This is a genomic window from Klebsiella sp. GL120222-02, from assembly GCF_003097195.1.
GTDB lineage: Bacteria > Pseudomonadota > Gammaproteobacteria > Enterobacterales > Enterobacteriaceae > Klebsiella > Klebsiella variicola.
The window spans coordinates 305,382-324,269 of the sequence record NZ_QEQO01000001.1 but is presented as its reverse complement, the minus strand read 5'-3'; the positions used below and the strand labels follow the sequence as shown (position 1 = coordinate 324,269).

At 56.7% G+C, this 18,888-nt stretch carries 21 protein-coding genes and 3 tRNA genes; 15 read left to right on the top strand and 9 right to left on the bottom strand.

Features of this window, described 5'->3' with window-relative positions:
- Positions 1 to 14 precede the first annotated feature (14 nt).
- Entirely contained in the window at positions 15 to 926 is a 912-nt protein-coding gene (gene punR / locus N438_RS01585) for a DNA-binding transcriptional activator PunR (RefSeq protein ID WP_012968035.1), read from the bottom strand.
- Positions 927 to 1,038: 112 nt separating this feature from the next.
- Between punR and punC the strand changes: the two genes are divergently transcribed.
- Both punC and cfa read left to right on the top strand, forming a co-directional pair.
- Positions 1,039 to 2,220 (top strand): purine nucleoside transporter PunC, encoded by a 1,182-nt coding sequence (gene punC, locus N438_RS01580; RefSeq protein WP_012541514.1) that lies wholly within the window; start codon positions 1,039 to 1,041, stop codon positions 2,218 to 2,220.
- A 293-nt stretch (positions 2,221 to 2,513) separates the two neighbouring features.
- A complete protein-coding gene (gene cfa, locus N438_RS01575; protein WP_008804616.1) occupies positions 2,514 to 3,662 on the top strand; it encodes a cyclopropane fatty acyl phospholipid synthase in 1,149 nt (382 codons plus the stop codon).
- A 35-nt stretch (positions 3,663 to 3,697) separates the two neighbouring features.
- Here the strand turns inward: cfa and N438_RS01570 are convergent, their stop codons facing one another.
- A complete protein-coding gene (locus tag N438_RS01570; RefSeq protein WP_012541513.1) occupies positions 3,698 to 4,333 on the bottom strand; it encodes a riboflavin synthase in 636 nt (211 codons plus the stop codon).
- 229 nt (positions 4,334 to 4,562) lie between these two features.
- On the opposite strand from N438_RS01570, the gene mdtK reads away from it, so the two are divergent.
- The gene (mdtK, locus tag N438_RS01565; RefSeq protein ID WP_012541512.1) at positions 4,563 to 5,936 is read left to right on the top strand and encodes an MdtK family multidrug efflux MATE transporter; all 1,374 of its coding nucleotides are present in this window, start codon (positions 4,563 to 4,565) and stop codon (positions 5,934 to 5,936) included.
- A gap of 177 nt (positions 5,937 to 6,113) precedes the next feature.
- Entirely contained in the window at positions 6,114 to 6,578 is a 465-nt protein-coding gene (gene asr, locus N438_RS01560; protein ID WP_046620069.1) for an acid resistance repetitive basic protein Asr, read from the top strand.
- A 140-nt stretch (positions 6,579 to 6,718) separates the two neighbouring features.
- Here asr and N438_RS01555 read toward each other — a convergent pair whose 3' ends face one another.
- The gene (locus N438_RS01555) at positions 6,719 to 7,297 is read right to left on the bottom strand and encodes a TIGR00730 family Rossman fold protein (protein WP_008804612.1); all 579 of its coding nucleotides are present in this window, start codon (positions 7,295 to 7,297) and stop codon (positions 6,719 to 6,721) included.
- Between the two features lie 254 nt (positions 7,298 to 7,551).
- Between N438_RS01555 and N438_RS01550 the strand changes: the two genes are divergently transcribed.
- The 3 genes from N438_RS01550 (at position 7,552) to N438_RS01540 (ending at position 7,790) form a co-directional block, all read left to right on the top strand.
- Positions 7,552 to 7,628: transfer RNA gene (locus N438_RS01550), tRNA-Val, on the top strand.
- 4 nt (positions 7,629 to 7,632) lie between these two features.
- Positions 7,633 to 7,709, top strand: a tRNA-Val gene (locus tag N438_RS01545).
- A gap of 4 nt (positions 7,710 to 7,713) precedes the next feature.
- Positions 7,714 to 7,790 (top strand) — tRNA-Val (locus N438_RS01540).
- A 660-nt stretch (positions 7,791 to 8,450) separates the two neighbouring features.
- Here the strand turns inward: N438_RS01540 and N438_RS27705 are convergent.
- Together N438_RS27705 and N438_RS01525 are read right to left on the bottom strand one after the other, a co-directional pair.
- Positions 8,451 to 8,747 carry a hypothetical protein gene (locus tag N438_RS27705; RefSeq protein WP_077248742.1) on the bottom strand — a complete coding sequence of 99 codons (297 nt, stop codon included), beginning with the start codon at positions 8,745 to 8,747 and terminating at the stop codon, positions 8,451 to 8,453.
- Between the two features lie 351 nt (positions 8,748 to 9,098).
- Positions 9,099 to 9,851 carry an SDR family oxidoreductase gene (locus tag N438_RS01525; RefSeq protein ID WP_116696036.1) on the bottom strand — a complete coding sequence of 251 codons (753 nt, stop codon included), beginning with the start codon at positions 9,849 to 9,851 and terminating at the stop codon, positions 9,099 to 9,101.
- Between the two features lie 98 nt (positions 9,852 to 9,949).
- Here N438_RS01525 and N438_RS01520 point away from each other — a divergent pair, with 98 nt between their 5' ends.
- Positions 9,950 to 10,876, top strand: a complete 927-nt coding sequence (locus N438_RS01520; protein WP_008804606.1) for an AraC family transcriptional regulator — start codon at positions 9,950 to 9,952, stop codon at positions 10,874 to 10,876.
- On the opposite strand, the gene N438_RS01515 is transcribed toward N438_RS01520, so the two are convergent.
- Positions 10,873 to 11,757 carry a LysR substrate-binding domain-containing protein gene (locus N438_RS01515; protein WP_032700936.1) on the bottom strand — a complete coding sequence of 295 codons (885 nt, stop codon included), beginning with the start codon at positions 11,755 to 11,757 and terminating at the stop codon, positions 10,873 to 10,875. The genes N438_RS01520 and N438_RS01515 overlap by 4 nt on opposite strands.
- 156 nt (positions 11,758 to 11,913) lie before the next feature.
- Between N438_RS01515 and N438_RS01510 the strand changes: the two genes are divergently transcribed.
- Positions 11,914 to 12,429, top strand: coding sequence for a DUF4286 family protein (locus N438_RS01510; RefSeq protein ID WP_080782823.1), 516 nt, complete (start codon positions 11,914 to 11,916; stop codon positions 12,427 to 12,429).
- Positions 12,430 to 12,436: 7 nt separating this feature from the next.
- Entirely contained in the window at positions 12,437 to 13,273 is an 837-nt protein-coding gene (locus N438_RS01505) for an MBL fold metallo-hydrolase (protein ID WP_048963995.1), read from the top strand.
- A 71-nt stretch (positions 13,274 to 13,344) separates the two neighbouring features.
- Here the strand turns inward: N438_RS01505 and N438_RS27700 are convergent, their stop codons facing one another.
- Entirely contained in the window at positions 13,345 to 13,494 is a 150-nt protein-coding gene (locus N438_RS27700; RefSeq protein ID WP_012541503.1) for a hypothetical protein, read from the bottom strand.
- A gap of 401 nt (positions 13,495 to 13,895) precedes the next feature.
- Between N438_RS27700 and N438_RS01500 the strand changes: the two genes are divergently transcribed.
- From N438_RS01500 to N438_RS01485, 4 genes are all read left to right on the top strand, one after another.
- Positions 13,896 to 14,330, top strand: a complete 435-nt coding sequence (locus tag N438_RS01500; protein ID WP_012968028.1) for a winged helix-turn-helix domain-containing protein — start codon at positions 13,896 to 13,898, stop codon at positions 14,328 to 14,330.
- Positions 14,331 to 14,375: 45 nt separating this feature from the next.
- Positions 14,376 to 15,092 (top strand): hypothetical protein, encoded by a 717-nt coding sequence (locus N438_RS01495; RefSeq protein WP_039103689.1) that lies wholly within the window; start codon positions 14,376 to 14,378, stop codon positions 15,090 to 15,092.
- Positions 15,093 to 15,176: 84 nt separating this feature from the next.
- Complete coding sequence (locus N438_RS01490) at positions 15,177 to 15,386, top strand: YdgH/BhsA/McbA-like domain containing protein (protein WP_116696035.1); 210 nt, start codon at positions 15,177 to 15,179, stop codon at positions 15,384 to 15,386.
- Between the two features lie 149 nt (positions 15,387 to 15,535).
- The gene (locus N438_RS01485) at positions 15,536 to 16,552 is read left to right on the top strand and encodes an NAD(P)-dependent alcohol dehydrogenase (RefSeq protein ID WP_207786593.1); all 1,017 of its coding nucleotides are present in this window, start codon (positions 15,536 to 15,538) and stop codon (positions 16,550 to 16,552) included.
- 36 nt (positions 16,553 to 16,588) lie between these two features.
- Here the strand turns inward: N438_RS01485 and N438_RS01480 are convergent, their stop codons facing one another.
- On the bottom strand, positions 16,589 to 17,224 hold the full coding sequence (locus N438_RS01480) for a carbonic anhydrase (protein WP_008804599.1): 636 nt from the start codon (positions 17,222 to 17,224) through the stop codon (positions 16,589 to 16,591).
- A gap of 249 nt (positions 17,225 to 17,473) precedes the next feature.
- On the opposite strand from N438_RS01480, the gene N438_RS01475 reads away from it, so the two are divergent.
- Complete coding sequence (locus N438_RS01475) at positions 17,474 to 18,103, top strand: LysE family transporter (RefSeq protein ID WP_039103691.1); 630 nt, start codon at positions 17,474 to 17,476, stop codon at positions 18,101 to 18,103.
- A 4-nt stretch (positions 18,104 to 18,107) separates the two neighbouring features.
- Here the strand turns inward: N438_RS01475 and N438_RS01470 are convergent, their stop codons facing one another.
- Positions 18,108 to 18,878, bottom strand: a complete 771-nt coding sequence (locus tag N438_RS01470; protein WP_039103693.1) for a DeoR/GlpR family DNA-binding transcription regulator — start codon at positions 18,876 to 18,878, stop codon at positions 18,108 to 18,110.
- Positions 18,879 to 18,888 lie beyond the last annotated feature (10 nt).

Here is an 18,888-nt window from a genome sequence, read left to right as displayed (position 1 = left end):
CTGGCGGGCGCGGATCACTCCGGCGCCCGCAGCCATTCCCGATTCAGCGTGTCGCTGTCCCCCAGATAGTCGAGCATCCAGTTCAGCGCCGGTGAGGCATCACTCTGCTGCCAGGTCAGACAGCAGGCGGCATCCGGGAACGGATTCTCCAGCGCCAGCGCGGTCCACACGCCGCGATCTACCCATGGTCGGGCGAAATGGCTCGGCACCATGCCGACGCAGAGGCCCGCCGACAGACAGGTGGCCGACGATTCCCAGTCGGGGACCACCACCCTCTTCTGGTTATCCAGCAGCCAGGTTGTTCGTTTGGGCAGTGAACGTGACGTATCCTCCCGCACCAGCGACGGCCAGTTACGCAGGACATCATCGCTCAGGGGTCCCTCCATCTTCGCCAGCGGGTGATCGCTCGCCACCACGCAGTCCCAGCTCAGCATCCCCATATCGCGAAACGCATAGCGGCCCCCGACCGGAATAGATCGCGTTGCGCCAATCGCCAGTTCTACACGGCCGTCGGCCAGCGCATCCCATACGCCGTTGAACACTTCCTGAAAGACGATCAGCTCGACGTCGGGAAAATGGCGATAGAAATCGACGATCATCTGGCGCATCCGCGCCGGTTTCACAATATCATCCACCGCGATCGACAGCTGCCCGCGCCAGCCGTTGGCGATTTGCTGGCACTGCTGGCGGGTGATCTGCATTTTTTTGATAACAGAGCGCCCTTCCTGTAAGAACCAGATCCCTGCGGGCGTCAGCTCCACATCACGATGGCGGCGCTCAAACAAGGGAACCGCCAGCCACTCTTCAAGCTGACGCACGGTATAGCTGATGGCGGAGGGCACCCGGTGCAGCTCCTGCGCGGCTGCGCTGAAGCTGCCGTTGCGGGCCACGGCATCAACCACTTCCAGAGAGTATTCAGACCACATTTTCTGCCTGCAAAATTTTTGAATGCATGTGACAAATATTAGCGTTTCACAAGCCACAATGCACTCCCTACACTCTGCGGCATCGTACCTGTACTCCAAAAATGAGAACGTTATGTCACAACCTGGGAAAGGATTTTTAGTCTGGCTGGCCGGCCTGAGCGTGCTGGGCTTTCTGGCCACCGATATGTACCTGCCGGCGTTTGCCGCCATGCAGCAGGATCTCAATACCTCCGCTGCCTCCATCAGCGCCAGCCTGAGCCTGTTCCTCGCCGGCTTCGCGCTGGGGCAGCTGTTCTGGGGGCCGCTGTCGGACCGCTATGGGCGCAAACCGGTGCTGTTGAGCGGCCTGGCAATTTTCGCGGCCGGCTGTCTGGGGATGCTGTGGGTGCACAACGCTACCCTGATGCTGGCGCTGCGCTTTTTGCAGGCGATTGGCGTCTGTGCCGCGGCCGTTACCTGGCAGGCGATGGTCACCGATTACTATCCTGCCCAGCGCACGAACCGCATCTTCGCCACCATTATGCCGCTGGTAGGACTGTCGCCAGCGCTGGCCCCGCTGCTGGGTAGCTGGCTACTGGTGCACTTCGAGTGGCAAGCCATCTTCGCCACCCTGTTTGCCATTACTCTGCTGCTGATGCTGCCTGCCCTGCGCCTGAAGGCAGCCGCAAAGTCGGTAGCAGTGACACAGCAGAAGATCACCTTTCTCGCGCTGCTGCGCTCCCGGGAATACAGCGGCAACGTCCTGATCTACGCCGCCTGCTCCGCCAGCTTCTTCGCCTGGCTTACCGGTTCACCTTTTATCCTGCACGAAATGGGCTATGGCCCAACCGCTATCGGCCTGAGCTATATCCCACAGACCATCGCCTTTCTGGTGGGCGGCTATGGTTGTCGCGCACTGCTACAAAAATGGTCAGGACAACAGATGCTGCCGTGGCTGCTGGTGGTCTTCGCCGTCAGCGTTGCCGCCACCTGGCTGGTCGGCCTGCAAACGCATGCCTCGCTGGTGGCGTTAATGATCCCGTTCTGCATGATGGCGGTGGTCAACGGCGGGATCTATCCCATTGTGGTCGCCCAGGCGCTGAAGCCCTTCCCTCAGGCAACGGGCCGCGCGGCGGCGCTGCAGAATACGCTGCAGCTGGGATTGTGCTTCCTGACCAGTTTGCTGGTATCGGCGCTGATCGCCACGCCGCTGCTGACCACCACCAGTGTGATGCTGGTCTCGATTGGCTTAGCCGGAATCGGCTATCGCCTGCAGCAAACGCCGGAGCTGACCCCCCACTCTTCCCACGCGTAACGCCCATCGCCGTTGCCCGGACCAGTCGTTAGCATGCTAAGAAAATTTTATTGAAAGCCAGTACTTAGCGTCCTATACTGGATCCGGGTTCACATAAATAGAAAATAGTTAAATATTAACGGATGCAGGATGCCTCCGTTTCACCATGGAAGGCCTTTCGGCAAGGGTTATCTCCCTTCCTCTGTTCTACGTCGGATAGCGACTTCACGGATTATCCGTGAGATTTCTCACAAAGCCAAAAAAGCGTCTACGCTGTTTTAAGGTTCTGATCACTTGGGCGTGATGGAGAAGCTATGAGTTCATCGTGTATAGAAGAAGTAAGTGTACCAAATGATGACTGGTACCGGATTGCAGCTGAATTATTGGGCCGTGCGGGAATAGAAATCAATGGCTCCGCGCCGTCAGACCTGCGAATTAAAAACCCTCTTTTCTTTAAACGTGTCCTGCAGGAGGGGTCGCTGGGGTTAGGCGAAAGCTATATGGACGGCTGGTGGGACTGCGAGCGTCTGGATATATTCTTCCACAAAGTGCTTCGCGCCGGACTGGAAAAACAGCTCCCTCACCATTTCAAAGATACACTCCGCATCGCAGGCGCTCGCCTGTTCAATCTGCAAAGTAAAAAACGCGCCTGGATTGTTGGCAAAGAGCATTACGATCTCGGCAACGATCTCTTCAGCCGAATGCTTGACCCCTACATGCAGTATTCCTGCGGATACTGGAAAGAGGCGCAAACCCTCGAAGCGGCGCAGCAGGCTAAACTGGACCTCATCTGTCGTAAGCTGGAGCTTGAGCCGGGGATGCGGGTACTGGATATCGGCTGTGGATGGGGCGGGCTCGCCGAGTATATGGCGCGAAATTACCAGGTCAGCGTTGTCGGCGTGACCATCTCCGCCGAGCAGCAAAAGATGGCCCAGGCGCGCTGCGCTGATCTTGACGTGGAGATTCGGCTCCAGGACTATCGCGATCTGCACGACAGCTTTGACCGTATCGTCTCCGTCGGTATGTTCGAGCACGTGGGACCGAAAAATTACGCCACCTACTTTGAGGTCGCGGATCGTAATTTGAAACCCAACGGCCGTTTCTTACTGCACACCATCGGTTCCAAAGTCACCGACCATAACGTCGACCCGTGGATCGATAAATATATCTTCCCCAACGGCTGTCTGCCGTCGGTTCGGCAGATCGCCGATGCCAGCGAGAAGCACTTTGTGATGGAAGACTGGCATAACTTCGGCGCCGATTATGACACCACCCTGATGGCCTGGTATGAGCGTTTTCTCGCCAGCTGGCCGGAAATTGCCGATAACTATTCTGAACGTTTCAAACGGATGTTCAGCTATTATCTGAACGCCTGCGCCGGCGCCTTCCGCGCCCGTGACATTCAGCTCTGGCAGGTAGTGTTCTCGCGCGGCATTGAACATGGGCTACGCATCGCCCGCTAACAAAATCTCCCCCGCTCACCGGCGGGGGATTTTTTTCAGGCTTCATTCACCTTAGACGCAACGTCTTTCGCGGCCAGCACGCGTTCAACCGTATCGACAACCGCCTGAGTTTGCGGGTCAATCTCAATATTGACGCGGTCACCCAGCTTTTTCGCGCCCAGCGTGGTCCGCTGCAGCGTTTCCGGGATAAGATGCACGCAGAAGCGGGTTGCCGTCACCTCGCCCACCGTCAGGCTAATGCCATCAATACCGATGAAACCTTTATAAAGGATATATTTCATCAGCGTCGGATCCTGCACTTTAAACCAGATCTGACGGTTATTTTCGGAAGTGAGGATCTTCACGATTTCCGCGGTGGTCATAATATGGCCGGACATCAGATGCCCGCCGATTTCATCACTGAATTTCGCCGCCCGCTCGACGTTCACTTCATCCCCGATCTGAATATCGCCGAGGTTGGTAATCCGCAGCGTCTCTTTCATCAGATCGAAGCTGATGTGCGCGCCGTTTATTTCGGTCACCGTCAGGCAACAGCCGTTATTGGCTACCGAGGCGCCGGTTTCCAGCCCCTCCAGCATATGCGCCGGTAGCTCCACCACATGGGTGCGAAAATTGGGTTTATCATCAATGGAGACCACTTTCGCGGTTCCCTGAACAATACCAGTAAACATGTTAGGCTCCTGTTGAAAATCATGACGGTATCATTACCGTTTTCGCTATCGGGAACAATAACAGGAGGGCAAAGCGGTTGCCAGCGCGCTTCGTGCCTCGACTCTTTTTTCACTGGCTTAATGGCTAATCCTCGCTACAATAGACTGGAAATTCCTCATTTTTATCCCCTTGCTGCCAGTTACGGCGGCTTTTTTAGTCTCAAAATAACAACAAAATAAAGGTGTTCACGTGCAGAAGTATTTCGTTGAAGCGCGTCAGTTATTAGCTCTGGCTATACCCGTCATCCTTGCGCAGGTGGCGCAGACAGCAATGGGTTTTGTCGATACCGTGATGGCGGGTGGCTACAGCGCCACGGATATGGCCGCCGTGGCCATCGGGACCTCCATCTGGCTGCCGGCGATCCTCTTTGGCCACGGGCTGCTGCTGGCGCTGACCCCGGTGGTGGCGCAGCTTAACGGCTCCGGACGGCGGGATCGCATCGCACAGCAGGTGCGTCAGGGCTTCTGGCTGGCCGGCTTTGTCTCGGTGCTGATTATGGTCGTGCTGTGGAACGCCGGCTATATCATCAGCTCCATGCATAATATCGACCCGCTGTTGGCTGAGAAGGCGGTTGGCTATCTGCGCGCCCTGCTGTGGGGCGCGCCGGGCTATCTGTTCTTCCAGGTTGCCCGTAATCAGTGTGAAGGGCTGGCGAAAACCAAACCCGGGATGGTCATGGGCTTTATCGGCTTACTGGTCAACATTCCGGTGAACTATATCTTTATCTATGGTCATTTCGGCATGCCCGAGCTGGGCGGTGTCGGCTGTGGCGTAGCGACTGCTTCGGTTTACTGGGTGATGTTCGCCAGCATGCTGTGGTGGGTGCGTCGGGCGCGTTCGATGCGGGATATCCGCTGCGCCGAGCGCTTCAGCCGCCCCGATGTCGCCGTCCTGTTACGGCTGGTGCAGCTGGGGCTGCCCATTGCTCTGGCGCTGTTCTTTGAAGTCACGCTGTTTGCCGTCGTCGCGCTGCTGGTCTCCCCGCTGGGGATCATTGACGTCGCCGGTCACCAGATCGCGCTTAACTTCAGCTCATTGATGTTCGTTCTGCCGCTATCGCTGGCGGCGGCGGTCACCATTCGCGTCGGCTTCCGTCTCGGACAAGGTTCAACGATCGATGCCCAGGTTTCGGCCCGCACCGGCGTGGGCGTGGGCGTCTGTCTGGCGGTATTTACCGCTATCTTTACCGTGCTGATGCGTGAACAGATTGCCCTGCTGTATAACGATAATCCCGAGGTGGTGCTGCTGGCCTCACACCTGATGCTGCTGGCGGCTATCTATCAGATCTCCGACTCCATCCAGGTGATCGGCAGCGGCATTCTGCGCGGCTATAAAGATACCCGGTCTATCTTTTTTATTACCTTTACCGCGTACTGGGTGCTGGGTTTGCCGAGCGGCTATCTGCTGGCGTTGACCGATATGGTTGTGCCACGCATGGGGCCCGCCGGTTTCTGGTGTGGATTTATCATCGGCCTGACCTCCGCCGCCATCATGATGATGCTGCGGATGCGTTTTCTACAGCGCCAACCCTCCAGCATCATCTTACAGCGCGCCGCGCGCTAGTCCCTGCAAAGCCCGCCCCTCCGGCGGGCTTTTTCGTTCTCCGGCATTGCGACCACGTTGTACATTCCGTTACTCCCCGACACCAAAGACTCACTGATGGCACTCCCCGAGACGCATATAGTGTGGTCAACAGCCCCGCAGTGGGGTTACTCAAGAAACCAATTCGAGGATTTCAGAATGAAAAAAGTATTAGCTCTGGTCGTTGCCGCTGCTATGGGTCTGTCATCAGTTGCTTTCGCTGCCGATGCCGCAAGCGCCACCCCGGCCGCAGCTGCCAGCCATACCACCGTTCACCATAAGAAACATCACAAAGCGGCCGCGAAACCGGCAGCCGAGCAGAAAGCCCAGGCGGCGAAGAAACACCACAAAGCCGCTGCAAAACCGGCTGCTGAGCAAAAAGCCCAGGCGGCGAAGAAACACCATAAAGCCACTGCGAAACCGGCAGTCGCGCAGAAAGCCCAGGCGGCGAAGAAACACCATAAAGCCGCTGCGAAACCGGCAGTAGCGCAGAAAGCCCAGGCGGCGAAGAAACACCACAAAGCTGCTGCGAAACCGGCAGTCGCGCAGAAAGCGCAGGCTGCAAAGAAACATCATAAAGCGGCACACCACGCAGCTAAACCGGCGGTTAAACCTGCGGCATAATGGTCAGGGCGTTAAGGTGATAAACCGGCGCAGAACAGCGCCGGTTTTTTTTCAGGAGGACATCATGCTGCAACGCTATCGCTTCGAATTGCTGCTGTTACTGCTCATCGTCTGCGCGCTGTTTACCCTGCGCTTGATGTTTAAATAGCGGGCTGCTGAACCCATTTACGGGCCGGCGGCGTATAGTCGCGAAAACCGGCGATAATCTCGTCTGCCGAGGTAGCAAACGGCAGCATCTCCGCGTAGCGCGGGTGCATAAATCCTTCCCGTACCATGTTGTCGACCATCGCCTGAAGCGGATCGTAATAACCCTTGATATTCAGGAACGCGCACGGTTTCTCATGGATCCCCAGTTGCGCCCAGGTCCATTGTTCGAAAATCTCTTCGAGCGTCCCCGCCCCGCCCGGCAGGGCAATAAAGCCATCCGCCAGCGCCGCCATTTTGGTTTTCCGCTCGTGCATATCCTCGACCACATGCAGCTCCGTCAAGCCGCGGTGGGCAATTTCCCGCTCCACCAGGCCGCGCGGCATCACGCCGATCACCACGCCACCGGCCTCCAGCGCCGCATCGGCGACCGCCCCCATCAGACCGACTTTGCCGCCGCCATAGACAAGCGCCAGCCCCTGCTGCGCCAGCGTACGTCCGACCAGACGGGCGGTGTCGAGATACAGCGGATGTTCGCCAGCTGAAGAACCGCAAAAAATACCAATCGATTTCATCTTCGTTATGACTCCTTCTCTTCTGGTGGCCGATAATTTAACACAACGGCAACCCTACCGCGCAGAGTTAGACGGGCAGAAAAAAGCGAGTCATGACGCTCGCTGGCGAAGAAATATCCTTGTGGTTCAGTAAAATATATCCGGAATGGGTAAAAGTTCCGCAATCGCATGCAATGTGCAAGAAAAGTGACGTTTACCTCTTGCCACATCCTCTCCCTGCCGCTAATATGCGTCCCCGTTGTCACCACAACATTGCGTTCGTAGCTCAGTTGGTTAGAGCACCACCTTGACATGGTGGGGGTCGTTGGTTCGAGTCCAATCGAACGCACCATAATGCGTTTATAGCTCAGTTGGTTAGAGCACCACCTTGACATGGTGGGGGTCGTTGGTTCGAGTCCAATTAAACGCACCATAATGCGTCTGTAGCTCAGTTGGTTAGAGCACCACCTTGACATGGTGGGGGTCGATGGTTCGAGTCCATTCAGACGCACCAATCAGTTATCCTTCTGTAATTTCTGTGTTTTATCACCTGCCCCCGATGGTATTGCTGGCTTAAAATGTTGTGTATTGGCAAAGATTTTTCCTTGCATATTCCACACTCGTGCAGGGGAAGCCAACCCTTTTAAGTACATTTTTGAGCACATCGAAATGGCGCTTTAGTCCACGAACGACGGGAAAAGTATCATTGCAGCAAGGCATTTTTTCCCGGCGGAAAACATTTCAGGCTTTAAAACTCCGGGCACTGACGTTACAGAATACTGCAGACAAAACTAAGGTGACGACTATGCCATTAACCGACACGGCCATTCGTAATGGCGGCTACTCCCCCAAATGACTCGCTGACCGATATGGATGGCCACTCCCTGTCTGTCAGCAAATCAGGAAGCAAAAATGGCACTTTCACTACTATCATAACGGAAAACAATGCAGCATGAGTTTCGGCCTCTAACCTGACATTTCACTCAGTGTGGCCCGAATTTTACGTCATGCAGCCCGTTCACAAATTGCACAGGGTTTCGTTCCTCAGATTCAGACAAAATTAACGCTGGCAAAACGACACTTCAAGTATTTGAAAGGGCACCCATCACACTCATATTTTTACTCCACAGTCATGAGCATCAAAAATCGATCAACAGACCACGCCGTTTAATTTTTAATGATAATCATTCCATTCATCATAAATATATGCATATGCAAATCGATATATCAGATACCCCACCAGGAATTCCACAACTGAAAGTAAACCCCAGAGAAATTTATATTCATTCACTGAGAAAAAAAAGAACCAGCCAGCCAGCGCGATACCCGAAGTACCTAATCCCATACCTGCTCCCCTGATAACACGGGAAAGTATGATGAGTAATGTTCGTTTTATATTCATAATCCACCAAAGAAATATTCCATACTGAAAACTATTCCCTGGCGTAAACAAGCGAGCGCGGTACAGCATAGATGAAACCCTGCCACAGTAGAATAAAGAAAGTCCAGCCCCGACCGGGCCAGACTAACTTTTTAAGATTAACGCCCGAATTACATTGAGAATTTACATATAAAAGACCTGAGCCATTGATGATGTCATAATATGGCGGGCGGTTCGCACATATCCAGAATAAGCGGCGAAAACGCACCATGAAATACATTGCTTTTCTGATTTACATCAGTTAGCGCCGCCTGACCGTTATTTCGTATAACCCGCTAATATTATCCAGTCGATACTGACAGGGATAATATTCCCCTGGCCATAAAGCGCAGCGGCAGCTTGCGCACCTACCGTCTGACAGACAAAACCCGCATATTGTCTTCAGACACGGCGAAGACTGGCCTGCGCCATCGCCAGGGCATCTTCCCCTGCCGGCAGCCGCGAAGGGGCCTGAGGATCGTTCACCATCCGCCAGACGGCCTGAGCCACATCGACAGCCTGCGTCACGCTGGCGTTATCCTGCATGCTGTCGAGGATCTGCTGGCCGAGCGCCGCATAGCTCTCCGGGAGCTGGCCCATCGTTCGACGAGCGTTTTCCCCGAAGCGGGTCTGCGGGGCGCGTCCCGGCAGGATTAGCCCGACGCGAATATTAAAAGCACGGAGCTCCAGCGCCAGCGACTCCGTGAAGACATTCACCGCCGCCTTACTCGCGGTGTATACCGCCAGCAGGGGCATCGGTTGCAGGGTGACCGCCGAGGTAATGTTAACGATGGTCCCGCTTCGGCGCGCTCTGAACCGGGGGATCACCGCCTGGGTCATGGCAATCGTTCCCAGGGTATTGGTGGCAAACAGGTCTGCTATCGCCTCGCGCGACGCGCCCTCCAGGGCATTAAGCATCCCCACCCCGGCGTTGTTAACCAGCACATCAATCTCTCCGGCTTCGGCAATGGCCTCGGCGATACTCTGCGCCGAAGTGACGTCAAGACGCACCAGCCGCAGACGGTCGCTGGCGGGCAACACACCTTCCTGCGGAGCGCGCATCGTGGCAATAACCTTCCAGCCTTGCTCGAGAAAATAACGCGCCGTCTCCAGGCCAAAACCCGATGAACAGCCGGTGATCATTATCGTTTGCATATCTCTGTCTCCGAATGGCTTCTTCCTTTTGATCATAGACAGGCCGTGTCGGACGATATAGGGTCAATAATCCATCATTCTTTAGCAGGAGTCCGGAAATGAGCGATCCGTTGGCGGAGGTTATTGCCATGCTAAATCTCAGAGCGGTGCTGACCAAAACCGTTGAGGGGGCGGGAGACTGGCGAGTGATACGCTCGGACCAGGGGTTGTCATTTTATGGCGTCGTGCTGGAAGGCGGCTGTCGGCTGGAAATTGACCAGCATGAGCCGCAGATCCTGCGCGCCGGGGACTTTATTCTGATCCCGGCGGCGTACCGTTTCGCGCTAACCAGCCTGCCCCCGCCCCCTTCACCGGCGCTGGAGACCATCCCGGTGCAACTGGCGGAGGGACACTTTCGGCTGGGAGCCCTCGACAAGCCTGCGCAGATGCAGGCGCTGATTGGCCACTGCGCTTCCGGTTCAACGAACGCCAGCCTGCTGGCCTCGCTGTTGCCAGCCTTTGTGGTGGTCCGCAATCACCCGCGGCTGGCCACCTTTGTCGGGCTGCTGAAAGAGGAAGCGCAGGCGGATCGCGCGGGCAAATCTTTCGTTCTGGCGCGGATGGTTGAGCTACTTTTTATCGAGGCCATCCGTTCCTCCGGCACGCTCGCCACCCCCGGTCTGATGCGCGGGCTGAGCGACCCGCGGGTCGCCCAGGCAATCCGCCTGCTGCATCAGGCCCCCGCCAGACGCTGGACGGTCAACGCCCTGGCCGCCGACTGTGCGCTGTCTCGCTCGACGTTATTTGAACGCTTTACCGACCTGACCGGGATGACCCCGATGGGCTATCTGTTAGGCTGGCGAATGACCCTGGCCATGCAGTGGCTGAGCGAGACGGGCATCAGCATTGCGGATATCGCCGAGCGCATCGGCTATGGCTCGGCTAGCGCGTTCAGCGTAGCTTTTACCCGTTATACCGGGATATCGCCGGGGAAATATGCCCGCCAGCGGGCGACGCAGCCTCCCCCCGGGCCAGCCCTGACTTAACCGGCTGCAATCTCCGTCTGCAGCCAGCGCTCAAACACTTGCAGCGCCAGCTCCCCCTCCCCGCCACCGGGTTTGATCAGGCAGAAGCGCTTAGCCAGCGTCGGGGAGCCCGGCCACGGGGCAACCAGCGTCCCGGCGCGCAGCTCGCTTTCCACATACATCTTCGGCACCAGCGCCACCCCCTGCTGGCTCAGTACCGCGGCGATGGCCATCTCATGCAGATCGTAGCGCGGCCCCTGCGCCGGATTATCCAGCGCCAACCCGCATTCCCGGGCATAGAGCAGCCAGGCGTCAGGGTTCTGCCGCCGGTGAATGCGCGGCAATCGGTTCAGTTGCCCGGGGAGATCGTCATTCGTCAGCAACGCCGCATGACAGACCGGCAGCAGATACTCCTCGAACAAAAAGGTCACATCCATGCCAGTCCACGCCGGGTGATCAAAATGGATGGCGGCATCAAAACCGCTGCCCGGGAGGATGAAGGGATCGCTGCGGGCGGCAATATTGACCACGATATGCGGATGCTGCGCTGCAAAGCGTCCAAGCCGGGGAATTAACCAGCGGCTGGCAAAGGTAGGAAGCACGGCGATCTCCAGGCTATGTCCATCGGAGGGCATCCCGCTGACATCGTGGGTATCCCGCTCCAGACGGGCGAGGATCTCGCGGACCTGGCGGGCATAGCGGGCGCCAGCCGGATTGAGCCGCACCCGGCTCCCCGTCCTGTCGAAGAGTTTACTGTCGAGGAGCGCTTCCAGACGGGCAATCTGCCGGCTGATGGCCCCTTCCGTTAACGCGAGTTCCGCCGCCGCGCGGGCAAAGTTGCCGTGACGGGCAGCGGCCTCAAAAGCCAGTAGCGCAGCGCTGCTGGGGATTTTACGACGCATAGCCAATGCTCCTTGTGCAGGCTCACCGAAAGTCAGTGACAGAATATCACTGACCATTGAATTAACATCGTTTTTCAGCGCCATTTTTAGCCGATAGGATGATGAAAAGTCACTAAAGCGCTTTGCGCGCTCAATCATCTGTCCATCGAGGTCACTATGCTCTATGTCGTCGAATGCGCCTACACCGATCCCCAAAGCGAAACAGCGTGGAATACCTTTTACAATCAGGAAAAACTGCCGGCGCTGGTCTCTGTGCCCGGTTTTTACGCCTCTCAGCGCTTCCGCGCCCTCAGCGAGGAGTGCCCCCGCTACCTGGCGCTGCACGATATCCACGATGCTACCGTCATCGACAGCGACGCCTACCGCCGCAACGGTGGCGGCCATTTTGCCCGCTGGCAATCGGCGATCACCGACTGGCACCGCCACCTCTATGTTGCAGATAGCGGCGTGCGGGAGGTCCGGTCTGATGAGGTGCTCCTGCTGAGCGATTCGCCTCAGACGCTACCCATCTCCCCGGCAATCGTCCTGCTGCCTGGCGGCCTGGCGACACAACAAACCCGGTATGCCGCCATCGTCCCGCGTGACGACCTGCATCACCTGGCCACGGCTGCCGCCGTCTTTATCTATCAGCCCATCACCGCCCGGTTACGTAACCCGGCGCAACGCGCGTGAGGTCACCATGACACCAGTCCCCTTTTATAAGTTGACCGCAGGCGACCTGACGGTGACCGCCGTCAGTGATGGTCAGATGTCGGCGCCACTGTCCTTACTCTCGGGTATCACGCCTGAGGAGGCGGAGCGCCTGCAGCGGAACGCCGGGTTAGCCTCACCGGAGGCCATTGCGATCGGCGCCTATCTTATCCGCGGACGCGGGCACACCGTACTGGTGGATACCGGCACCGGGGGAGTCAATGGCGTCGGCGGTGCACTTATCGCCAATCTGGCGCTGCTCGGCGTACGCCCTGAGGAGATTGACACCATCCTCCTCACCCACGCGCACCCGGATCACATCGGCGGGTTGCTGACGGCAACCGGCGCCCCGGCGTATCCCAACGCCACGGTGTTCCTGCCTTCGCGGGAACGCGCTTACTGGCTGGCAGCATCCACACTGGACAACGCCAGCGATCGCGGCCGGCGCAACGTGCTGCTCGTCCACCGCGTACTGGCAATCTGCGCGGCGCAAATTCGCGAAGTTGATGGTGAGGAGACGGTCGCCGGGATCCACCCGTGCCCTCTGCCCGGCCATACGCCCGGCCATACCGGGTATCGTCTCGAGGCGGGCGATACCTCGCTGCTCATCTGGGGGGATATTGTCCATTTCCCGACCATTCAGACCACCCGGCCGTCGGTGTCGGTCGCCTTCGACGTCGATCCTGAACAGGCCCGACAAACCCGGGAATGTCTGCTGCGCCAGGCCGCCAGCGAACAATGGCTGATCGCCGGCATGCATCTTGGTCTGCCCGGCTTTGCCAGGGTGGTGGAGACGCCTTCTGGTTATCTGTTGCAGTCGGTGTAAAGGTCGCAGAGGTAAGCCCTGCTTGTCCGCAGGAACAAGCAGGGCTTTATGTCAGGGGGTTGGGCAGGCCGCTAACTGCGGCTTTTCCAGGCTTTTTTGCTTTTGCAGCTGGCTTTGGTGGCGACCCACGGGTGGCGTAGCTGAGTCAACTGAAGATCCTGGGAGGCCGGGCTGGCCGACCAGCGTTTGTTACACAGAGGCTTACGAGTTGCAATGACCATAAAAACGCTCCTGAAAAGTAATGAACAATTCCCTGGGTAGTTCCATAAGTTCAGAATCAGCTTATCATCGCGTAACGGAAGTTATTTCAATCTTTGTTTTACTATGTAAATGGTGAAAGCCTCCTGAAATGAGCAAAATTGATCTAGATCAATATAAGTGCATTTAGTTTTTCCTGACACCTATATATTCAACCGCTTACCAGCGGCTGACGTTTGTTTAAGACTTTTCCTATACCATACAATCCTGCAGAGCAATAATCATTTATCAGATTTTTATTCTACTTATGTATACAAACATGGTTATTTGTTTTGATTATTCTAACAAATAAAATTCACTTGGTCAGTCAGCAGCAGGCAGGTACTCTGCACCGGCAATAACTGGATTTGTCAGGGAGTGGTGGATGACTAAGGGCTATAAACTGCTTGGCTATAAGTTAGCAGATAATATTTTCTACTGCCTGCATCATCGGGAAATTATCGCGCTGCGAGGGACGCGAACGCAAGTTCAGCTACGCAGTACCATGGCCTGTTTACTGGAATATCTGTTGGCGCATGGCAGAGAACGGGTGGTCAGCGATGAAGAGTTGATGATTAACGTCTGGGAAAAAAATAACCTTCGCCCGTCTGCGCAGCGATTATGGCAGGTTATTCAGACGTTAAAATCCCGTCTTAGCCAGGCAGGCGTTGAAAGCGCATTAATTATTCGGGTCAAGTGCGCAGGGTATTATATTAACAATGCTGTCGTAGCCGAAATTTACTCATTCAAACCACCGGGCATGATGAATTATATTAATGCCTCGCCTGCTGATATGAATAAACTTCTGGTACGCAGCTAATCCCCTCTCCGCGCCGTTTACATCGCTTGTAACAGGGTTTATCCGTTGAATATTTTAATTCACAGCAATAATCTTTTTTTTAATATCGGCCTCGCCCAGTGTTTCAGAGATATTCAGGAGACCCTGCCCGGGCTGAACATTATTCATTCGCTGCCACTCAGCCATTTTCCCGATCCGGCTGGGCTGGATGTGATTATTTTATCGCTGGAAAACTTTCACGATTATCAGGCCGCCGCTGAATTAGCCCTGCGTTATCAGAGTCTGGTGATCGGCTTTACCTCGGCCGGCAACGTGAGGCGCGGACGCGCCTTTTTCGCGGACACCCTCCTGTGGGTTAGCCAGCGGGAAAGCGTTCCGGAGGTTGGCCGCCTTTTGCGCAGGCTGGCCGATCGTCGCTGGCCTCTGGTGCCGCGTCATCAGCGTCAGAGTACCTCTTCCCGTCAACGAGCGCCCCTCAACCTTCTGGAAAGGCGGATAATCGCCGCCACCATGAAGGGGCAGTCGGTGAATCAACTGGCGGCCACGTTGGGGATCAATCGCAAGCGAGTCTATAACGGACTGGAACGGATTAAGGTTAATTTTCACCTGGTCAGCCATGCTCATTTTCATCATTTTATGACCTCCGGGCCAACGTTTAACCCGCTCTCACCCGACCTTGCCAGTTATACGCCAGGGGCAAAGCCTGCCCGACAGCGGCAGGCTGCGTTGCACGCGGCTAAAAATCATTCATATTATTTGAACAAGATTCGCAAATTGTTTTAATTTTAGCCTGCAACATTCAAGCGTATTCTTTACCACATCAGGGCGAAAAGCCCTTTATCAGACACCAGATTAAGGAATACGACCATGAAATCCATCAAAACTTTCGTTGCAGTTTCGGCACTGTCTCTGTTCTCTTCTGTCAGCTTCGCCCAGAGCGTCAGCGCTACCGCCTCGACCCTGGACCGGGCTGAAGCAAAAATCGCCGCCCAGGCCGCGGAACAGGGTGCATCCTATAAAATCACCAGCGCCCAGTTTAATAACCGCGTCCATATGACGGCTGAACTGAGCAAATAATCCCTTTAGCCGTTAGCAATAAAAAAGCGCCGTTAAAAACGGCGCTTTTTTTTACCCCTTCCCCTTTCTTTGTTTTGCCGACAGGCATGCTGTGGCGCTCGCTCCATTCCCGACCAATACTGACTGTATCCTCCAGAAAAGAGAGCCTGATGATGAAAGCCTGGACAGTCAAAAAAACCGGTTCGCTTGAGAACCTGCAGCTTGTCGATCTTGCTGACCCCGGGGCGCCCGCCGCAGGAGAGATCCGGGTGGCGCTGCACGCCACCTCGCTGAACTACCATGATTTGCTGGTCGCAACGGGGGTAATTCCCACCGCCGATCGGCGGATCCTGATGGCGGATGGCGCCGGCGTGGTGGAAGCGGTTGGCGCCGGAGTGAACGAATTTCAGCCGGGTGACCGGGTGGTCGCTGGCTTTTTCCCGCAGTGGCTGGATGGCCGCCCCGGTCCGCTGGTGAGCGACTTCAGTCAGACCCCGGGCGATGGCGCGGAGGGGTTCGCCTGCCAGTATGTCGTCAGGCCGGCCAGCCATTTTACCCATGCGCCTGAGGGGTGGAGTTTCAGGGAGGCGGCAACCATCACCACTTCCGGTCTTACCGCCTGGCGCGCGCTGGTCGTCGAAGGACGGTTAAAAGCGGGCGATACGGTGCTGACGCTTGGCACCGGCGGCGTGTCGATAACCGCCCTGCAGCTGGCGAAAAGTATGGGCGCACAGGTGATCGTCACCTCATCGTCAGATGAAAAACTCGCCCGCGCTCGCGCCCTGGGGGCCGATCATCTCATCAATTACCGCACCACCCCGGAATGGGGCGCCGCGGTGCAGGATATCACCGGCCATCGCGGGGCCGATCTCATTCTGGAGCTGGGCGGTCCGGGCACCCTGGGGCAGTCGTTCGAGGCGGTCAGTGTTGGCGGACACATCGCCCTGATCGGCGTCCTGACCGGCTTCGAGGGCCATGTCCCCACCCATCTGCTGATGAGTAAACAGGCCCGACTGCAGGGGCTGGTGGTGGGTAATAGACGGCAACAACAGGACTACGTCAACGCCCTGAACCTGCAGACGTCGCGGCCGGTTATCGATAAAGTGTTTGATTTTACAGCCTTACCGGATGCCTTTCGCTATCTGCAAAGCGGCGCCCATTTTGGCAAAATTTGCGTGGAGTGGTGAGGGGATGAACAGGGCCTCCGTGCCCTGAGAACGGCTTTATTCGAAGAAGACGTCCGGATTTTCCGACAGCGAAACAAAGGATTTCGTGTTTTTATCCAGCGCCTGAATGTCGCCGCTTTCAATGTCGTAGAACCAGCCGTGCAGCCGCAGGGTATGGTCGCGCAGACCGACCGCCACCGACGGATGGGTTTTGATGTTGTTCAACTGAGCGATGACGTTTTCCTGCACCATGCCGTTGACCTTATCGGTTTCGCTGGCCCAGGTTTTCTTTTCCACCACTGCTTTCGCGGCATCAGCATAGCGCAGCCAGTGGGACACCGCCGGCATCGGCTCAAGGCACTGGCAGGTGGCGATCGCTTTCATCGCGCCGCAGTTGGAGTGGCCGCAGATCACGATATCCGTCACGCCCAGCGCAACGACGGCATATTCGATGGTAGCAGAAACGCCACCTGGCTCCGGCCCGAAAGACGGCACGATATTCCCGGCGTTACGAATGACAAAGAGCTGTCCCGGCTCCTGCTGGGTTACCAGTTCAGGCACCAGACGGCTGTCTGAACAGGAGATGAAAAGCGCTTTGGGATTCTGGCTGGAGGCCAGGCTACGGAAGAGCTCTTTACGCTGGGGGAAGATCTCTTTCTGGAAGTTGAGGAAGCCCTCAATGATATGTTGCATAGCAGTGTCTCTTCTCTGTAGTTATTACGGTATGACAAAGATCACAGTTATTCAGTTTACCATTGATGACAAGAATGGGAATCGTTATTCAAACAGTTGCGCAGAAAACGCGCGCCGCCACCGCCCGCGCCGCCCTGCCTTATCCACACCTTTTTGACGTGATTTCCTGAACCAGTTTGCTACTCTGTCTACCCCAACCGTTCACAGGTTACCGACCGCCTGCCGGCGGCGGACATCACAGGAGTCGCTATGTTCTTATCCAGCCTGATGGCCATTGCCGCGGTGCTGATCATGGGCGTGATCAGTCCCGGCCCAAGCTTTATCTTTGTCGCGCGCAATGCCGTCGCTCGCTCACGCGTGCACGGTCTGGTGACCGCCCTCGGTACCGGCGCCGGTGCCGCCATTTTTTCCATTATGGCGATGCTGGGCCTGCAGAAGGTGCTCACCGCGGTGCCGGAGCTGTTCATTGGCCTGAAAGTAGCGGGCGGGCTCTACCTGTTATGGCTGGGTTATAAGATTTTCCGCGGGTCGGCGCAGCCGATGGACTTTTCCGCCAGCGGCATGGCTGGCAACCATTCGCTGCTGAAGACCTTCCGCGATGGGTTGTATACCCAGCTGAGCAATCCCAAAACCGCGCTGGTGTTCGCCTCAATTTTTACCGCTCTGCTGCCAGCGCAGATCCCCACCGCGTTTTACTACATCGTGCCGCTGATGAGCTTTCTGATTGACGTCAGCTGGTATTCGCTGGTGGCGCTGGTGCTGTCTGCCGATCGACCGCGGCGCGTCTACCTGCGGCTGAAGCGGCGGATCGACATCGCCACCGCGACGGTGCTGGGGGCGCTGGGCCTGCGGCTTATCGCCACCTCCCTCAACCGCTAACGGGTTACACGGTATGGATGCGAATATCGTGCTGCTGAAAGGCAACGCGATATTCGCGACTGATGTTCTCTTCCACCACCAGCACATCGATATCGCTGCTCGCGGCCACCACAAACCGTGCCACTGCCGGAATTTTATCCGAGGTCAGGCCGACGATAATTTCGCTGCACTGCTTAATCACCGCTTTCTTGAACTCGCAGTCGGCGTAGTCAAAACCGGTCAGGCCCGACTCTGGCGCCATGGCGCAGCCGCCGATAAAACCCTGATCGAATAACATGCCCTGCACCTGAGCCACCGCCGCGGCGCCGACGCACCCGCCGCTCGCCCGCTGCACCTGGCCGCCGAGGATCACCACGTCATACAACGGTTTTTTCACCAGTACCGCGGCGATCTCCGGGGAGTTCGTTACCACCGTCAGCGCCAGCTCAGCGGGTAGCGCCTCGGCCATCGCCAGATTGGTGGTCCCGGTATCGACGAAAATCGTGCCGCCGGGCTTCACCAGCCTGGCACACTGTTGCGCGATCCTGAGTTTTGTTGCTCGATTTTTATCTTTCCGTTCACTGTAGTCCCCGGCTTCCGGCAGGCTCAGCACCGCCCCGCCATACACCTTTTTACAGAACCCTTCGCGACTGAGTTCATGCAGATCGCGGCGGATGGTGTGCTCCGACACCTGAAGCCGCGCCGCCAGCTCCGCGCACACCACTCTGCCATTTTCCTGCAGGATCTGGCAAATCAACGCTTGTCGCTGTTGGGGGAAAGCAGCATAATCGAGCACGAAAACTCCT